The organism is Acinetobacter populi (genome assembly GCF_002174125.1).
Lineage (GTDB): Bacteria > Pseudomonadota > Gammaproteobacteria > Pseudomonadales > Moraxellaceae > Acinetobacter > Acinetobacter populi.
On the sequence record NZ_NEXX01000008.1, the window covers coordinates 13,221 to 30,636 of the forward strand.

Below are 17,416 nucleotides of genomic sequence, written 5' to 3' on the forward strand. Positions count from 1 at the left end.
CTATTACTCCACTATATACCGGCCACGTTCGGCGACGGCAGATTTCACTAGGTCAATGAAAGCATCAATTGACATAGTACCTAAATTTTTTCCTGTACGGGTACGAACATTGACTGTACCTTCTTCGACTTCCCGATCACCCAATACCAGTAGATAAGGAATACGCTCTAAAGTACGTTCACGAATCTTAAAGCCGATTTTTTCATTTCTCAAGTCTGAAATTGCCCGCAGACCATTTTCCTTGAGTTTTGCCACAACTTGTCCGCATGCTTCGCTTTGTGCATCGGTAATGTTCATCACACATGCTTGTACAGGGGTTAACCATGGTGGCATAAAACCGGCATAATGTTCAATAAGTATACCAATAAATCGTTCAAAACTACCAAGAATTGCACGATGCAACATCACTGGCTGGTCACGATCATTGTCTTCTGTCACAAATGAGGCATCTAATCGTGCTGGCAAATTAAAATCGCACTGGATTGTACCGCATTGCCAGACTCGACCCAAGCAGTCTTTTAAAGAGAACTCGATTTTTGGACCATAGAAGGCACCTTCACCCGGTTGCAACTCCCATTCCAGACCCGCTGCATCAAGTGCATCTGCCAGAGATTTTTCCGCCATATCCCAAAGTAAATCGTCACCCACACGTTTTTCCGGGCGAGTAGACAATTTCATCTGAACATCTTCAAAGCCAAAATCTTTATAAACATCTAACGTCAATTTAATAAAATCGGCAACTTCCTGTCCGATTTGCTCTTTGGTACAGAAGATATGCGCATCATCTTGAGTAAAACCACGTACCCGCATAATCCCGTGCAAGGAACCCGATGGTTCATTACGATGACAGGAACCAAATTCAGCCAGACGAATTGGTAAGTCACGGTAAGATTTTAAACCTTGATTAAAAATTTGTACGTGACAAGGGCAGTTCATTGGTTTGACCGCATAGTTGCGGTTTTCCGAATGCGTGGTAAACATGTTCTCGGCATAGTTTGCCGCATGTCCAGACTTTTCCCACAAGGTAAAATCAACAATCTGCGGTGTACGCACTTCTTCATAACCATTATCTTGCTGGACTTTACGCATATATTGCTCAAGTACCTGATAAATGGTCCAACCATTGGCATGCCAGAACACCATACCTGGTGCTTCTTCCTGCATATGAAATAGATCAAGCGCTTTACCGATTTTACGGTGATCACGCTTCTCAGCTTCTTCAATCCGTTTTACATAGGCAGCAAGCTGTTTTTTATCCGCCCAAGCTGTACCATAAATCCGTTGTAACTGTTCATTTTTGGCATCACCACGCCAGTAAGCACCAGAAATTTTAGTCAGTTTGAAGGATTTTAAAAATTTTGTATTGGGAACATGCGGACCACGACACATGTCAACATATTCCTGATGATAATATAAGCCCATTTGCTGTTCGTCAGGCATATCATCAATCAGACGCAATTTATAAATTTCACCACGTTCGGTAAAGGTTTTAATCACTTCATCGCGCGGCGTCATTTTTTTAATAACATCATAATCCTGATCGATCAGCTGTTTCATACGCTGCTCGATCGCATCCATATCTTCTAAAGTAAAAGGTTTTGGCGTAAAAATATCGTAATAAAACCCTTCTTCAATCACCGGACCAATGACCATTTTTGCTTCAGGGAACAACTGCTTAACAGCATGTCCAACCAGATGTGCACAGGAATGGCGAATAATTTCTAAACCATCTTCATCCTTGGGAGTGATAATTTGTAGGGTTGCATCATCGGTAATCAAGTCACTGGCATCAACAAGTTTGTTGTTGACTCGTCCTGCCACCGTATTTTTGGCAAGTCCCGGTCCAATGCTTTGTGCAACCTCCATTACCGATACAGGATGGTCGAATTGTTTTTGATCGCCATTTGGCAAAGTGATAATTGGCATAATGTAATCCTTAAGGAGTGATGCCCCACACCAAGGAGCATGTCACCGCGAGATTGATATAAAAGAAAATATCAGTCAGGTGTATAAAAATTAGAGCGGTTATTTTACACGCCTTTAGCCAATTAGAAAACCTTTAGCGCCCTGAATCAACAATTTAAGCAATGGAAATGAGTCAAATCAGGGCATGCCAAGATTTTATCCCTATTGCAGGGATAAATTGATCAAAAATTAAAAGGATGTAATGGCTGAATAGCTTAAAGGCAGAGAGAAAGTAACCAGAATAATCGACGCTGTACGTTGTAGATTTGCCTGATTCAACCATTTCACCTGATTAGAAATAAGTGCTGCACCAAATGCAATCCATAAAAAAGCAATTGGAATAATTAACGCTAAAAATGTCCCCATGTGCATCAAATATTGCTGCATTCCATTCCATGTTTCTGGTGGAAAAATAGCAGAAGCAAATAACAATCCTTTTGGATTCAGCAAAGTCGCACAGAATAATGCTTTAGGTGTAATAGTTGGTTGATCTAGATTGCCCTGCTCCAGAGATTTTTTCCAGAGTTTAATGGCAAGAAAAATAATATATCCAGCACTGATTAATTTTAAAACAGAAGGTAACCAAGGCAAGCTATGTGAGATTAACTCAATCAAGTATCCCCATGTGGTAATTGCAATAAGGTAACCTAGCACTTCGGCTGGGATAAGTCTTAATGAACGTTTGACACCAATTTGAATCCCCGAAGATGCCAATAATGTATTGGTTGGCCCCGGGGTCAAGAGAATGGTAACAACAAGTCCAATAAACAAAATCGATACCATAAATTATTATCCCTAAAAAGAAGATGTGCCAAATATCGCACAGCACATTGTAGTCTGTCGAATTATCAGTTGTAACCAAATTTTTTATTGCAAAAAATATTTATTTATTATTCATTGAGTTAAATTATAATTTTTAAAATACAGGCGTGATATGCTGATGCTGTTTTAGACCAAATGAATGACTTAAAAGCGCTGTTTTGTACAAATTTGCGACTAAAGCATTAAAGCAATTCGCTTAGAATTAGACTAGCTTTAACTAGATTCCATGCTTAAAAAGATATTTATCATTATCGCAAATTATAATACAGGGAGTATTGCACATGGTCAGTGCCTATGATGAATTACCGCGTACAGCAGCAAATTTTGTTGCATTATCGCCATTACGTTATTTAGAACGGGCAGCTTATATTTATCCAAATCAGGACGCGATTATCCATGGCAGTCGTCATATCAGTTGGCGGGAGAAATATCAGCGTTGCCGCCAGTTTGCCCATCAGTTACAGCAACTAGGAATTGCCAAAAACGATACGGTTTCGGTTTTATTGGCCAATGTTCCAGCGATGATTGAGGCACATTTTGCCGTGCCAATGGCGGGTGCAGTACTCAATACCTTAAATACCCGTCTGGATGCCAAAACGATTGCATTTATGCTGGAACATGCCGAATCCAAAGTGCTATTGGTTGATCCAGAATTTCGTCAGGTCGCACTAGAGGCACTAAAACTGATTCCCCAGCAAGACATCATCGTGATTGACGTCTTTGATGAAGAATTTGATGGCGAACAGATTGCGATAGGCGATTATGAATATGAATCATGGTTGAAACAAGGTGATCCAGACTTTGAATGGCATTTACCTCAGGATGAATGGGACGCCATCAGCTTAAACTATACCTCGGGAACCACAGGCAATCCCAAAGGCGTGGTATATCATCATCGTGGCGCCTATATTAATGCAGCCAGCAATATCATTGCCTGTGGCATGACACCACGCGCAACCTATTTATGGACATTGCCACTTTTTCACTGTAATGGCTGGTGCTTTGCATGGACCATGGCAGCCAATGGCGGAACCAATATTTGCTTGCGTAAAGTCGATCCCGAGCTGATTTTTAAACTGATTGCCCAACATAAAGTAGATTACTTCTGCGGCGCACCAATTGTACTGTCGATGCTGATCAATACGCCAAAACAACAACAAATTGCATTTGATCACCGGGTTGAAGTGATGGTTGCAGGTGCAGCACCACCGGCAGCAATTATTGAAGGTATGCGTAAAATCGGGATTAATGTCACCCATGTCTATGGTCTGACAGAAACCTATGGTCCTTCTGCACTATGTGCTTCACAAGCTGGCTGGAGTGATCTAAGCATTGAGGAACAGGCCCATTTACATTCACGTCAAGGCGTACCTTATCCATTACAGGATGGCATGAAAGTACTGGATCCGGAGACCATGCAACCTGTGCCCAAGGATGGTGAGACCATGGGGGAAATCATGTTCCGGGGCAATATTGTCATGAAAGGTTATCTAAAAAACAAAGCTGCAACTGATGAAGCCTTTAAAGGCGGCTGGTTTCATACCGGCGATCTGGCAGTTTGCCAGCCTGACGGCTATGCCAAGATTACTGACCGTGCCAAAGATGTGATTATTTCCGGCGGGGAAAATATCTCATCGTTAGAAGTAGAAGAAGTGTTGTATCGCCATCCTGCAATTTTAACGGCAGCTGTCGTCGCAAAACCCGATCCACGCTGGCAAGAAGTACCCTGTGCCTTTATTGAATTAAAACAGGGGATGAATGCCACAGCAGATGAAATTATTGAACATTGTCGTCAGGAGCTTGCCCGTTTTAAAGTCCCTAAAGATGTCATCATTACCGAAATTCCCAAAACGTCAACCGGGAAATTACAAAAATTTATCTTGCGAGATTGGGCCAAGCAACGTGCCGAACAGGAATCAATTGCAGCCAGTTAAATATCGTATAGTCCAGCCAAAGATAAATACTTCAGCATAAATTGATCGCAGGCTTATATACTTAAAAAATAAGCCTGCGATCTTGCAGTAAAACTATGCTGTTACTTGTTTTTGAGCGACATAACACCAAGTGAAGCCAGCCATTTTATTAAGCTCAATTTGATATATTGGGAATATGGCAACCTTATTCCGAAATCAGTGCCACTTGCTGTACATAATTCACAATATTCTGGCGTAATTTTGCCAGCTCTTCTTCATCTATCTGTTTCTGCGTATCTCGTTGATAACGCAGGACATGCTGTCTTAAAGTGTGCCGATCTGCTGCTTGATAAAGTTTACAGAATTCATTAATTGCCGGATCACCTTGTTCAATCACACGGTCTACCCAACGTAACAATTGTGCCTGTTTCTTCGCACCCTGTTTTGGCACCAGAAAACTTAACAGCATGGTTTCATCTTCTGTACGCAGCAATTTACCAATACGCTGAAACTGACGACGGCGTGCTTCAAAAGAACTGATACTTTCCAGTTCTAAAAACGCATCGATCAAACGTTCATCAACAGGTAATTTCTGAATCTGTTTTTTGGGTAATGCTGCCAGCTGTTCAGCCAGTGCAGCCATACGCTGAACATGACGCTTTTGTTCAGACTTACTGGCACGACCATCTTGTACATCTTCAAAATCTTGTTCACTATAAGGACGGGGACGACGAGCCATTATTTATTCAGCCTCATAAAAACGTGCGGCAAATAATGCCAGAATCTCGTCACAAGCTTTTTGCTCATCCGGACCTTCTATAATTAAGCGCAAAGTTGTACCTTTACCTGCACCTAGCATGAGTAAAGACATAATATTTTTTGCATCAATCAATTCTTTACCTTTACCCAGTTGAATATTTGAACGGTATCTACTGGTCACTTCGATGAGTTTTCCCGAAGCTCTCGCATGCAATCCCAATTTATTAATAACATCTACAGTAGTGTCAATCATGACCAGTGTTTCATTTCCCGATGTAAAACTTGTACCGACCATTTTGCCTTAAGGTCTTCTGCAAGTCTATCGACAAAATAGACTGAGCGATGCTGACCACCAGTACAACCCAATGAAATCGTTACAAAATGGCGATGCCCCTGACTAAAAACCGGCAACCATTTATCCACAAATTGATAAATGTCCGCGTACATATCATTCACCATGGCATCGGCAGCCAAAAATTCCTTAATCTGCGGATCCAGACCAGTATAACGACGTAATTCATTAATCCAGTGTGGATTGACCAGATGTCTTAGGTCAAACACATAATCAGCATCAAGCGGAATACCATGTTTAAAGCCAAAAGACTGTAAAATCACGATGAGGTTATCACCCTGTCCTAATTTGACTGAGAGCGTGTGTTTTAACTCATGTACGGTTTTGCTGCTGGTATCAATAGTCAAGGTTGCACGGCGATAAACTGGATAAAGTAGCTGCTCCTCAACCCGAATACATTCGGTTAAAGATTCATACTTATTGGCAAGCGGATGTGGACGACGAGAAGATGCATAACGTGAAACCAGTACTTCCTCACGAGCAGTGAGATAAACCACTTCAACTGCACCATGCCGTTCCAGTTCATTTAATACATCATCAATCGAGACCTGATCAATATTCAGGCTTCGAATATCAACACCAAGTGCTAGCAGCTCCATGGCGTTGTCATTACTCAGTTTTGCAACGATTTCCGGTACCAGTACCAGTGGCAGGTTATCAATGATATAAAAACCCAAATCCTCAAGCACCTGTAAAGCCGAGGTTTTCCCCGAGCCAGAACGTCCTGCAACGACGAGAATTTTTTTCATTTTGCTACCAAACCGATGGTCAACGCTGTTTTAGTCAGAAAATTTTACCAGTAAATTGTCGATTAATCGTGTAGAACCTAATTTTGCTGCAATAAATAATACAATATCTTGATCAAACTGTGTCACAGGCAATAAATCCGGTGTATATGCCTTGACATAATCCACCACAAAACCTGCATTAACCAATGTTAAATCAATCTGAGCCAAGACCTGTTGCAAATCTGTATGTTGCTGTAATTGCTGCTGTGCAGTGGTTAATGCCTGATAAATCACGGGTGCAGTCTGACGTTGTTCGGCCGTCAAATATGCATTACGTGAACTCAGTGCCAAACCGTCTTCTGCACGGGTAATCGGTACACCAACAATATCAATAGAGAAGTTTAAATCACGGGTCATGGCACGAATAATTGCCAGTTGTTGCCAGTCTTTTTGTCCAAAGAATGCAGTATTGGGTTGCACAATATTAAATAATTTGGTAACTACAGTCGCAACACCATCAAAATGTCCGGGACGAGATTGACCACATAAAATATCAGTGATCCCGTGTACACTCACAGTGGTTTTTCGCTCATGATCACCATACATTTGTTGTATGGTTGGCGCAAATAATACATCACAACCGACATCTGCCAATAAATGGCTATCTGCTTCTAGTGTACGCGGATAATTGTCAAAATCTTCATTTGGACCAAACTGGATTGGATTAACAAAAATACTCACCACCACCAGATCGCATAGTTTCTTAGCTTCCCGCACCAGATTCAAATGTCCCTGATGCAAATTCCCCATGGTCGCCACAAAACCAATTGTTTTACGAGCTATACGTGCAGGCGCCAAAGCAGCATTTAAACCTTGTATTGTCGTTTCAGTCTTCATTGTTATAGCTCAACTTGAAATGTATGTTCTTGGGCAGGAAATGTCTGATCCAATACCGCAGCATGATATGCCTTGATCGCATCTACAATAGCATGTTCCCCTGACTGTTCCTGCATGAAATTACGCACAAAACGCGCGACTTTACCAAAGGTCAATCCTAACATATCTTGTATGACAAGCACTTGACCATCGGTATCAACACCTGCCCCGATACCGATTACCGGCACACCGAATCTTTCCGTGACTTCCTTGGCAAGCGCAGCAGGCACACATTCCAGTAAGAGTAAAGCTGCACCAGCTTCAACCACGGCCTGACAATCGGCCAGTAACTGATCTGCAGCATGCCGGGTTCTGGCTTGTAACTTATAACCGCCAAACACATGAACCGACTGTGGCGTCAACCCCAAATGTACACATACAGGGACACCATTACGGGTCAATGCCTGTACTGTATCGACCAACCACGCACCACCTTCGATTTTCACCACATGCGCACCAGCCTGCATTACCTGTCTGGAATGCTGCAAGGCATCATCCAATGTGGCATAACTCATAAAGGGTAAATCAGTCATGATCAAGGCATAGGAATTACTACGCGCCACAGCTCGGGTATGGTAAACCATATCTTCGACACTGACAGGTAAAGTCGAATCGTGTCCCTGAATGGTCATTCCTAAAGAATCGCCAACCAGAATTGTATCAATTTCAGCCTGTTGTAATGCTTTGGCAAAACTTGCATCGTAACAAGTCAGACAAGAAAATTTGCGTCCTTCGCTTTTAAATTTTCTTAGATCTGTAAGACTAATCATGCAGCCTTCCTCTAAAATATGCCAGAAATGGCGATTTTGATTACGCAGTTTAAATACATTGTTTTAGATAGGGTCATACCAGTCTGATGCTGCAATCGCTTGTGCGCTGGCATGTTTGATGCAATCCAGTTGCTTTAACACAATACCATTGACTTGCAAATCTGCCACCAGATCCAGTAAGGGTAAAATCACAAAATCCCGCTGCATCAATCCTGCATGGGGTACAGTCAAACGTGGATGTTGAATATTTTGCGCATCATAAAGTAGCAAATCAAGATCTAAAGTACGCTCTCCCCAATGACGTAAGCGTACACGTCCCGAATCATGTTCAATGCGTTGTAGTTCATCAAGTAATGACAAGGGTTCTAGCTGGGTTTGCAAAGAAACCACAGCATTTAGATAATCAGGCTGATCCTGTGGCCCCATAGGGGGACTTGCATATAAGCGTGAAACCTTAACTGTCCCTAGTTTTTGCAATTGCCGAATCGCTTCCTGTAAAATTTTTCGACTGTCGCCCAGATTACTGCCCATACCAATGTAGCAGGTATGCATCATCTCAGTCATTGCGTCGGCCCAAAAACCACATGAGACAAGTCACGTTGTACACGTCGACGCTTTAGAATCGGATGATCTGAAGTCACGCCAGAAGTCTGCTCCACAGCGTTAGCGACAGTTTTTTGCTGATTTGACTTTTGCGCCCGAGCTTCATTTTTCTGCTTGGCACGTCGTGCTGCACGCGTATTGACCTGAGTTTCCAAAACCAGTGGCACAAATGCTTCATTTTGCTCATCGGGTACTTTACGGCGATTTTTTTGTTGTTGACGTCGATAGTCAGCAATGGCTTTTTCTTTCTGATCGTTACCTAATTCCTGAAAACTTTCCCACCATTGCCCCATGCCTTGAGTGCTTTGATCACCAGATTGCTCACGCAATAACAAAAAGTCAAAACCTGCCCGAAAACGGGCATGATTGGCAAGCTGAACAATATGTTGCGGTTTTGGTGAGATCAGGCGAATCTGCATCTCCCACACTTCACGGATAAAAGTTTCGGCAAAACGCGGAATAATGGTACAGGTAGCCTGACGTTTTAATACATCAATCCCTGCCTGTGCCCGTGCTTCGGCTTCAATTACACCTTTACTGCGATAAAATTCGATACGTTCCAGATAAGGCTGCCATAACAGCACTGCATAAAAGAATGCAGAATTAATGCTTTTACCCTGTGCAATACGTTGATCGGTATTTTGTGCTGCGCGTTGAATCAGAGGAGTAATTTCAGGTTTCACATCGGCAAGTACCTGCTTCCAGATATTAAACTGGATAAGCATCGGCAATAATTTTTCCAGTTTACCCATGGAAAACATTTTTTGCGATTCATCATAGAGCCGATGTGGTGACACTTCGCGCAACTGTGCCGCACACTCTACATTCCAGATATCCAGAATCGCCTGATCAATATTAAAGTTGAGCTTTGCCGCAAATCTCAAGGTACGCAGCATACGTACCGGATCTTCATCAAAACGTTGCTTGGCATCACCGAGTAAGCGTAATTTTTTACTTTTTATATCTTTATAAGCATCACAAAAATCCAGCACCACACCTTTGCGGGGCTGATAATATAATGTGTTGATACTGAAATCGCGGCGGGCAAAATCCTGTTCGATGGTGCCCCAATTGTTATCGCGCAACACCATACCTGTAACACTGGTTACAGCTTTTTTCGGTGGCGCACGAAAGGTGGCAACTTCAATCATTTCCCGGCCAGAATGTACATGTGCCAACTCAAAACGGCGTCCGATAATACGGCAACGTCGTCCAAATACCTGTTTAATCTGTGCAGGTGTTGCATTGGTCACTGCATCAAAATCTTTAGGATTTTCACCTAAAATCAAATCACGGACACCGCCGCCAACGATATATGCATCATATCCTGCTTTGGTCAGGCTATCGATAATGTCTAATATTGAAGGTGGAAGTAAGGATATGGACAATCCACATTTTGAGGCACGCAAGGTTTGCAAAGAAGCTGGCTCCAGGTTGGAATTTAGCTAAGAAAGAATGGCTTAATCATAGCTCTATCTGTGCTAAAGGGCAATTTGTTTATGCAATTTGACCATTCACACTAGTCGCTTAATTGAATTCTGTCACGATTTTTCTCCAGTGTTTTCGGGCCAATTCCTTTTACATTTAAGACCTCATCCACTTTTTTAAATGCACCATGCTGGTTGCGATAATCAATAATTGCCTGGGCTTTTTTGCGTCCAATGCCTTCTAGTTTGGCAACGATTTCATCGCTTGAGGCAGTATTAATATTTAATTTTAGCTGTGTCCCCAACTGCTGTACTGTCACCGTTTTATCACTGCGTAAAGGCTGAACAGGTTGTACCTGAACCACCCTTGGCTGCAAGATAGCGACTGATCCCGCCTGTTTTAGCCGGTCATCATGCTGTTGCTGACGGGCTTTCCATGCCTCGAAATCACTATAACGACTATTATTATCTGCAAAACCATTTGCGCCATACCCCAAACCAAGCAATATACAGAGCAAATAATTAAGGATTCTGCCTATGTTTTTCATCATTTTTAGCCTGATCCCACAAACGATCTAATTGCACCAGCTTACATTGTTCCGGTGTAAGCCCCTGTTCTGCCAGTTTTTGTTCAATATAGGCAAAGCGTGTTCTAAATTTAGAAATGGTTGCCAATAAAGCCGAATCACAATCCTGATTGAGTTTACGTCCCACATTAATCAAAGAAAATAGGCAATCACCCAATTCCTCATGCATATTTTCCCGGTCATTGTTTTGAATCGCCTGCTGCAATTCCTGTAATTCTTCCTGTAATTTCTGCCAGGCACCATCGACATGATCCCAGTCAAAATTTAAGCTTGCTGCATAGTCCTGTAATTTTTGTGCTTGCGTAATACTTGCCCCAAGCTTAATTTTATCCAGCTTACTGTTAAATTTTTCACCTCTGGCTGCTTTTTCCTGTTGTTTGATGTTTTGCCAAATGCGATTGACCTCCTGTTCGGTCAATGCGGAAAAATTTTCATCAAATACATGCGGATGGCGACGAATCAGTTTTTCTTTTAAAACCTCCACCACATCGTGAAAGTTAAATGCGTCCTGTTCGGCATACATCTGCGATTGAAAAACCACTTGTAATAACAAGTCTCCTAATTCTTCCTTGATATGTTGCACATCCCCTTCCCGGATTGCATCTTCGACTTCATAGGCTTCTTCTATGGCATATCTGGTCAAACTTTGCGGGGTTTGTGCCCGATCCCACGGACACTCTGCCCGCAATTTTTGCATAATTTGTAATAACTGCTGCATTTACATTCAACCTTTGACCATGATATAGGGTTATGCTAGGTCGATTTACATAAAAAGATCAAGTGAGATCACACATGACAAAACGGATTTTTATATCAGGTGCAGCACAAGGCATTGGTGCCGCAATTGCCCGCTTATTTTATCAAAAAGGTTATCGCGTAGGCATTTACGACATTCATCAGACAAAGGCGCATACACTTGCCAATGAACTGGGCGAAAATGCCAAAGCAGGCCATCTTGATGTCAGCGATTATCAACAATGGCAAACTGTATTACAGGACTTTGTAAATTGGGCAGGTGGTCTGGACATTCTGGTGAATAATGCCGGAATCTTATATTCAGGTGATTTTGAAGCAACCGACATTGACCATCATCATCGTACCATTGATGTCAATGTGAAAGGTGTACTCAATGGTTGCCACGCTGCCTTGCCCTACTTAAAACAGCAAGCGCATGCACGCATTATCAATCTTTCATCCGCCTCGGCCATTTATGGCCAACCTGATCTGGTGTCATATTCCAGTAGTAAATTTGCTGTCAGGGGGATTACGGAAGGGTTGGATATTGAATGGGCAAAATATGGTATTCGAGTTCTCGATGTCATGCCATTATTTGTGAATACGGATATGGTGAGCAATATGGATGCCGGAACAATTAAAAATATGGGCGTCCATCTACAGGCAGGTGATGTGGCTCAAGCCGTATGGCAAACTGCAACCAGTCAATGGCCATTGTTGGCAACGCATCATCCAGTCGGTTTCTCCACCCGACTAATGTTTCATTTAAGTCAGTTCAGCCCGCAATGTGTCAATCGTTGGGCAAATATATTTTTAAGCCGTAAATAAATTAATTAGAAAAACTGTAAAGATAAAAACCAGATCACCCACGAATATATCATCAGTTCGGTATAAAAGTATTGTTTTGTATAAATGAAATTAATTTCAATGAAAGAATCACGACGGAGTCTTACAAGATTAGGCATATTTTAGGATTAACCTTCGGTTCGACCTACTTTTCTTTCGGGAAAAGTAGGCAAAACCATTTGTCCGCTGCAAACTCGGTCAAATACCGCTAAAGAACAAATTAATTGAAAAACATTATCTTACAAATAATTTGCTCACCTCGAACAAGCAGCGGACGTGGCTACGAAATCGACTACCTCTACTCATCTTATCCCGAACTCACGTTAATATAGTGGGTGATCATCAATATGAAGCGTGATTAGGATTTAACTACCCTGCACCAAACGTCTTGCACTAATAATACCGGGTTGTTGTTCCAGTCTTGCCAAGAGGCGGGACAACTGCGCCAATCCCTTGACTTCAATCAACAGTTTCATATTGGCAATGCCATCGTTGTCCGAAATGGTATTGACCTGACGAATATTGACATGATCGGCAAAAATCACCTGAGTCAGATCTTTTAGCAGACCACGACGATCATAAGCTTCAACCACAATCTGCACACTCTGACCACGAGTTGGTTGCATTTCCCAATCGGCTTCAACGGCACGCTCAGGCTCATTTTCAATCATGCGTAGATAATCTGGACATGCAATTTTATGGATACTCACCCCACGATTCAGGGTAATATAGCCACCAATGCCTTCGCCATGTACAGGCTGACAGCATTTGGCAATGTGTAATTCCACATTATCCAGTCCATCAATTAGAATGCCATGTGCGGATAAGGTATGGCTGGCACGTGGATTTAATGCCGGCTTAAGCACCAGTTCCGGTTCATCTGCATCTAGATGCATCTGACGATTGACCTGATTCATCAGTTGATGCAGGCTAATATCACCGGCTACCAATCCAATTAAAATATCTTCCCCAGTTTTGGCATTGAATGTATTGCAATAATCATTCAGATCAATACTTTTGGGATGAATCGCCAAACGTGTCAATTCCTTGTTGAGAATTTCACGCCCAATTTCCAGATTTTTACTGCGGTCCTGTTGTCTAAACCAGTGTCTGAGCTTATCTCTGGCTCTAGCCGTTTTGATATAACCTAATGAATGCACCAGCCAGTCACGATTTGGCTCACGATCCTTTTTGGTTAAAATTTCAACCTGCTCACCGGTTTTAAGTACATAAGTCAGAGGTACATAGCGTTGATTTACCCGTGCTGCATAGCAGTGATTACCCACTTCGGTATGTACATGGTAGGCAAAATCCAGTGCGGTAGACCCCCGCGGTAACTCCTTGATATCCCCATCACGGCTAAATACATAAATCTTTTCAAATTCTTCAAAATCCTGTAAAGATTCAATGTTTTCGTGATCGTCCTCATCCGAAGTATTGATCGGTTGTGCATCTTTACGTTCCTGATATAGCTCAAGCACAGAACGCAAGGAATGCAAGCGATGGTTAAAGGAATGATCTGTACGTTTCTCACCTTCTTTATAATTAAAATGAGAACATACTCCTAGCTCGGCTTCCTGATGCATATCTTTGGTACGGATCTGAATTTCCAGCGATTTATTTTCAGCAATCACTGCCGTATGCAAGGAACGGTAACCATTGGCTTTGGGATTAGTGATATAGTCATCAAACTGATGCGGAATATGATGCCATAATTGATGAACGATACCGAGCGAGTGATAACACTCCGGCACCGAATCCACCAGTATTCGTAGCGCACGAATATCATAGAGCTGATCAAAACTCAGATTCTTGCTACGCATTTTGCGATAAATCGAATAAATATGTTTTACCCGACCCGTAATCTCGGCATGAATATCATTTTTTTCCAGTTCGGTTTTGATTTCCTGAATCACCGTCTGGATATAATGTTCACGCTCGGTACGCTTCTCATTGAGTAAAGTCGCAATTTCTTTATAGCGATCGGGTGAAAGATAACGAAAGGCGAGATCTTCCAGTTCCCATTTGAGCTGTGCAATACCCAAACGATGCGCCAGTGGTGCATAAATGGTTAAAATTTCCCGCGCCACCCGTTCCTGACGATCTTTTGGTGCATCATGCAATTGTCTTAGGACATACGTACGTTCGGCAAGTTTAATCAATACCACACGCACATCTTCAGTCACCGCAATCAGCATTTTATAGATGCCGGTGAGGTGCTCGCGCTGATTATTATTAAAATGATCTTCCAGATGCTTGTTCTGTTCAATCAGATCAGAGAGTTTCCCCATGGCCAAAGTACCCTTGACCAATTGGAACACCTGATGTCCAAAATCTTTTTCGACTTCTTCGAGTGTGGTCAGCCCCTCCCGCACACTTCGATATAATACCGCTGCAACCAGTGTTTCCTGATCAACATTTAGATGCGCGAGAATATCAGCCATACCAATTCCCATCGCAAAAGTATTGCTACGATGTTTTATGGTACTAATGATTTCATGTTCTAAAGCAAGATGACATGCTTGTTCTAATAAATCCAGATCTTGAAAATCATTATTATGTTTTAAACGATCCAGCCAAGCCACCAAATCTATCTGCGTTTCGGCGGCATGTTCCCCAGTCGTCACTACAGAAAGCTGATTTAGTCTTCCTGGCAGTTCTTCCCGCACTGTGACCATACCATCCTCCCTATCGTTATGCTCAATTAAACTTCATTGCACCCATTGGATACAATTTTTTCGAACAAAGTAATCGATTCGACGTGCTCGGTATGGGTAAACATATCCATCACACCGGCCTGAACCAATCGATAGCCTTGCCGAGTTAAAATACCTGCATCTCTTGCCAATGTTGCCGGATCACAAGATACATATACAATTCTTTTTGCAGCAAAATTCACCACATATTGCATGACTTGTTCCGCACCTGCACGAGGTGGATCAATGAGCAGTGCATCAAATCCCTGTGTTGCCCATGCCTGATCCGAGAAATCCTGTGCTAAATCCTGCTGATAGAATTTGACATTGCTGATCTGGTTCAACTTGGCGTTTTCCTCACCACGTAAAACCATTTCTTCGACGCCTTCTACCGCCACGACCTGTCCAGTTTCTCCCACGCATTTTGCCAAAGCAAAAGAGAAATTTCCCAGACCACAGAACAAATCCAAAACTCTTTCACCTTTTTGCAAATCAAGCAACTGACATGCCAACTGCACCATTTGTTGATTTACAGTTGCGTTCACCTGCGTAAAATCGACAGGTGAAAATGCCAGTTTTAAATCAAACGCTGGCAATTGATAATGCAAACGCATTGTAGCAGTTTCTGTATCAATACGCTGTAGCGTTTGGTATCGATCTGGCAACAAATACAGCTGCCAAGTGCATTTTTTTACAAAATCTAACAATTTTTCAATATCTTGCTGCGACAGCTTATTAATATGTCGAATAAGTAAGGCAACTTCCTCATCACCAAGCGCAAATTCCAGATGGGTAATTGCCTGTTTATTTTCTAGCTGTTTTAAACAATCGGTCAGGGCTAAAAGTTGAGAAGAGACCCGCTCATCCAAAATTGGACAGTATTCAATTGCCACCAAATAATTAGACTTACTTTCACGAAAACCAACAATCATCTGCTGCTGTTTTGCACGCCAACGAACACCCAAACGTGCACGACGACGATAATCGGTTTTTAAGGAACGAATCGGTGCTAACCAGTGATCCGGTGCAATGCCCGCAATATGCTGCAAATGTGACTTTAAGACATCCTGCTTAAATGCAATTTGTTTATCTAATGCAATATGCTGAATTGAACAGCCACCACACACCCCAAAATGTTTACAAATTGGCTGAACACGATCGGGTGATGGTTCACTAAGCACCTCAATCGCATCTGCTTCCTCAAAGCGTTTATGCTGTCTGGTGATTTTGGCCAGTACAGTTTCTTGCGGCAAGGCAAAGCGTACAAAAACTTTTTTACCCTCTTTGCTTTGATCAGACTGCTCGGCACCATATAAAGCAATGCCACGACCTTCATGCGATAAATTTTCAATTGATAACGTCACTGGCTGCAAAGCTGGCTGTGAACGTAAATGCTTTTTCAAAGCGATATTCCAAATAAATGATTGAAGAGCTTAATTCAGATTCCGTTAAAATCAGATTGTGTAAATACCGTACTTAAACAAGTCTGTTGCCAGATTTCCAGAAATTCGGCATGTTGCGGCTGTTGCTGTAGATATAAAATCGTATGACGAATCCAGTCCTGATGCTGTGCCTGCTGGATAAATCCACGTAACAACAACCAGCGCAAATAAATCAGCCAGGTATTCAGCACATCACCTTCACAATAAGAGCTTAAATCCAGCCATTGCTGCTGTTTTACATAGTCTGCCACATGATAACCTGATAACCCACGTTTGCCGGGATAACCCAGAATTTGTGCCACATCATCAAGTTTCTGAAAATTACGAATATTAAAACTCGCCAGCACATCCATTAAATCGGTGTGTCTGGCATGATAACGATTCTGGTAATTATTATGGCGTTTCTGAGGATTCCAGTCGCCCTGCTCAAATAGATTGGCCGCGGTTACACCATGATATAAACAGCGGTACATAATCACCGGCAAATCAAACTGACCGCCATTCCAGCTCACTAGAATCGGCGATTTTTTCTCAAAAATCCCGACAAACTTTTGCAGGATCTCTATTTCGGAAAAATTTTCTCTGGTCCACGAGAATAACTGAAATTTATCCTGATCAATCCAAAGACCGGAAATACAGACAATTTCGTGTAAAGGCGTGCGAGGAAACTCGGTGCCAGCCTCTTGCCGACGCAGTTTATTTAAGGCTTGCTGTGCATCATCAAGCGGCAAATCCAGCCCATACAGTTGACTACCCGCTTTTACATCAGTCACTGTTTCGATATCAAAGACTAAAACAGGGTAGCCAAACATCATCATATTATCTCTCGATTTTT

General features: G+C 42.3%; 16 protein-coding genes. 2 read left to right on the forward strand and 14 right to left on the reverse strand.

Translation table 11 applies throughout. The annotated features are described in order from the left end of the window. Nucleotides 1–3: 3 nt before the first annotated feature. Nucleotides 4–1,926: a threonine--tRNA ligase gene (gene thrS, locus CAP51_RS16590; protein ID WP_087621876.1), complete on the reverse strand. Its 1,923-nt coding sequence runs from the start codon at nt 1,924–1,926 to the stop codon at nt 4–6. 228 nt (nt 1,927–2,154) lie between these two features. Further along, the gene (locus CAP51_RS16595) at nt 2,155–2,748 is read right to left on the reverse strand and encodes a LysE family translocator (RefSeq protein ID WP_087621877.1); all 594 of its coding nucleotides are present in this window, start codon (nt 2,746–2,748) and stop codon (nt 2,155–2,157) included. Between the two features lie 320 nt (nt 2,749–3,068). Here CAP51_RS16595 and CAP51_RS16600 point away from each other — a divergent pair, with 320 nt between their 5' ends. Next, nucleotides 3,069–4,721 (forward strand): acyl-CoA synthetase, encoded by a 1,653-nt coding sequence (locus CAP51_RS16600; protein WP_087621878.1) that lies wholly within the window; start codon nt 3,069–3,071, stop codon nt 4,719–4,721. A gap of 184 nt (nt 4,722–4,905) precedes the next feature. Here the strand turns inward: CAP51_RS16600 and yjgA are convergent, their stop codons facing one another. From yjgA to mazG, 9 genes are all read right to left on the reverse strand, one after another. After that, on the reverse strand, nt 4,906–5,439 hold the full coding sequence (gene yjgA, locus CAP51_RS16605; protein ID WP_087621879.1) for a ribosome biogenesis factor YjgA: 534 nt from the start codon (nt 5,437–5,439) through the stop codon (nt 4,906–4,908). A gap of 3 nt (nt 5,440–5,442) precedes the next feature. After that, nucleotides 5,443–5,712 (reverse strand): HPr family phosphocarrier protein, encoded by a 270-nt coding sequence (locus CAP51_RS16610; protein ID WP_087621880.1) that lies wholly within the window; start codon nt 5,710–5,712, stop codon nt 5,443–5,445. Then, nucleotides 5,709–6,560 (reverse strand): RNase adapter RapZ, encoded by an 852-nt coding sequence (gene rapZ / locus CAP51_RS16615; protein ID WP_087621881.1) that lies wholly within the window; start codon nt 6,558–6,560, stop codon nt 5,709–5,711. The genes CAP51_RS16610 and rapZ overlap by 4 nt, the downstream gene beginning before the upstream one ends. 30 nt (nt 6,561–6,590) lie before the next feature. Then, nucleotides 6,591–7,436 carry a pantoate--beta-alanine ligase gene (panC, locus tag CAP51_RS16620; protein WP_087621882.1) on the reverse strand — a complete coding sequence of 282 codons (846 nt, stop codon included), beginning with the start codon at nt 7,434–7,436 and terminating at the stop codon, nt 6,591–6,593. Nucleotides 7,437–7,438: 2 nt separating this feature from the next. Next, nucleotides 7,439–8,245 (reverse strand): 3-methyl-2-oxobutanoate hydroxymethyltransferase, encoded by an 807-nt coding sequence (gene panB / locus CAP51_RS16625; RefSeq protein ID WP_087621883.1) that lies wholly within the window; start codon nt 8,243–8,245, stop codon nt 7,439–7,441. A 63-nt stretch (nt 8,246–8,308) separates the two neighbouring features. Then, nucleotides 8,309–8,800 (reverse strand): 2-amino-4-hydroxy-6-hydroxymethyldihydropteridine diphosphokinase, encoded by a 492-nt coding sequence (gene folK / locus CAP51_RS16630; protein WP_087621935.1) that lies wholly within the window; start codon nt 8,798–8,800, stop codon nt 8,309–8,311. A 5-nt stretch (nt 8,801–8,805) separates the two neighbouring features. Continuing rightward, nucleotides 8,806–10,266 carry a polynucleotide adenylyltransferase PcnB gene (pcnB, locus tag CAP51_RS16635; protein ID WP_087621884.1) on the reverse strand — a complete coding sequence of 487 codons (1,461 nt, stop codon included), beginning with the start codon at nt 10,264–10,266 and terminating at the stop codon, nt 8,806–8,808. 101 nt (nt 10,267–10,367) lie between these two features. Continuing rightward, on the reverse strand, nt 10,368–10,826 hold the full coding sequence (locus CAP51_RS16640; RefSeq protein ID WP_087621885.1) for a ComEA family DNA-binding protein: 459 nt from the start codon (nt 10,824–10,826) through the stop codon (nt 10,368–10,370). Further along, the gene (mazG, locus tag CAP51_RS16645) at nt 10,798–11,580 is read right to left on the reverse strand and encodes a nucleoside triphosphate pyrophosphohydrolase (protein ID WP_087621886.1); all 783 of its coding nucleotides are present in this window, start codon (nt 11,578–11,580) and stop codon (nt 10,798–10,800) included. The genes CAP51_RS16640 and mazG overlap by 29 nt, the downstream gene beginning before the upstream one ends. Nucleotides 11,581–11,654: 74 nt before the next feature. Here mazG and CAP51_RS16650 point away from each other — a divergent pair, with 74 nt between their 5' ends. Further along, entirely contained in the window at nt 11,655–12,425 is a 771-nt protein-coding gene (locus CAP51_RS16650) for an SDR family oxidoreductase (RefSeq protein WP_087621887.1), read from the forward strand. A 383-nt stretch (nt 12,426–12,808) separates the two neighbouring features. On the opposite strand, the gene CAP51_RS16655 is transcribed toward CAP51_RS16650, so the two are convergent. From CAP51_RS16655 to CAP51_RS16665, 3 genes are read right to left on the reverse strand one after another with little or no spacing between them, the layout of a single operon-like run. Continuing rightward, entirely contained in the window at nt 12,809–15,121 is a 2,313-nt protein-coding gene (locus CAP51_RS16655; protein WP_087621888.1) for a RelA/SpoT family protein, read from the reverse strand. 26 nt (nt 15,122–15,147) lie between these two features. Next, the gene (gene rlmD / locus CAP51_RS16660; RefSeq protein WP_087621889.1) at nt 15,148–16,542 is read right to left on the reverse strand and encodes a 23S rRNA (uracil(1939)-C(5))-methyltransferase RlmD; all 1,395 of its coding nucleotides are present in this window, start codon (nt 16,540–16,542) and stop codon (nt 15,148–15,150) included. Nucleotides 16,543–16,577: 35 nt separating this feature from the next. Then, nucleotides 16,578–17,399 (reverse strand): 3'-5' exonuclease, encoded by an 822-nt coding sequence (locus CAP51_RS16665; RefSeq protein ID WP_425426836.1) that lies wholly within the window; start codon nt 17,397–17,399, stop codon nt 16,578–16,580. Nucleotides 17,400–17,416: the final 17 nt, after the last annotated feature.

Bases quoted from the DNA above. Each gene is read 5' to 3' on its own strand.
- mazG (WP_087621886.1), bottom strand. From the start codon at position 11,580: ATGCAGCAGTTATTACAAATTATGCAAAAATTGCGGGCAGAGTGTCCG.
- panB (WP_087621883.1), bottom strand. From the start codon at position 8,245: ATGATTAGTCTTACAGATCTAAGAAAATTTAAAAGCGAAGGACGCAAA.
- folK (WP_087621935.1), bottom strand. From the start codon at position 8,800: ATGATGCATACCTGCTACATTGGTATGGGCAGTAATCTGGGCGACAGT.
- CAP51_RS16610 (WP_087621880.1), bottom strand. From the start codon at position 5,712: ATGATTGACACTACTGTAGATGTTATTAATAAATTGGGATTGCATGCG.
- CAP51_RS16595 (WP_087621877.1), bottom strand. From the start codon at position 2,748: ATGGTATCGATTTTGTTTATTGGACTTGTTGTTACCATTCTCTTGACC.
- CAP51_RS16600 (WP_087621878.1), top strand. From the start codon at position 3,069: ATGGTCAGTGCCTATGATGAATTACCGCGTACAGCAGCAAATTTTGTT.
- rapZ (WP_087621881.1), bottom strand. From the start codon at position 6,560: ATGAAAAAAATTCTCGTCGTTGCAGGACGTTCTGGCTCGGGGAAAACC.
- CAP51_RS16640 (WP_087621885.1), bottom strand. From the start codon at position 10,826: ATGATGAAAAACATAGGCAGAATCCTTAATTATTTGCTCTGTATATTG.
- yjgA (WP_087621879.1), bottom strand. From the start codon at position 5,439: ATGGCTCGTCGTCCCCGTCCTTATAGTGAACAAGATTTTGAAGATGTA.
- CAP51_RS16655 (WP_087621888.1), bottom strand. From the start codon at position 15,121: ATGGTCACAGTGCGGGAAGAACTGCCAGGAAGACTAAATCAGCTTTCT.
- panC (WP_087621882.1), bottom strand. From the start codon at position 7,436: ATGAAGACTGAAACGACAATACAAGGTTTAAATGCTGCTTTGGCGCCT.
- thrS (WP_087621876.1), bottom strand. From the start codon at position 1,926: ATGCCAATTATCACTTTGCCAAATGGCGATCAAAAACAATTCGACCAT.
- CAP51_RS16650 (WP_087621887.1), top strand. From the start codon at position 11,655: ATGACAAAACGGATTTTTATATCAGGTGCAGCACAAGGCATTGGTGCC.
- CAP51_RS16665 (WP_425426836.1), bottom strand. From the start codon at position 17,399: ATGATGATGTTTGGCTACCCTGTTTTAGTCTTTGATATCGAAACAGTG.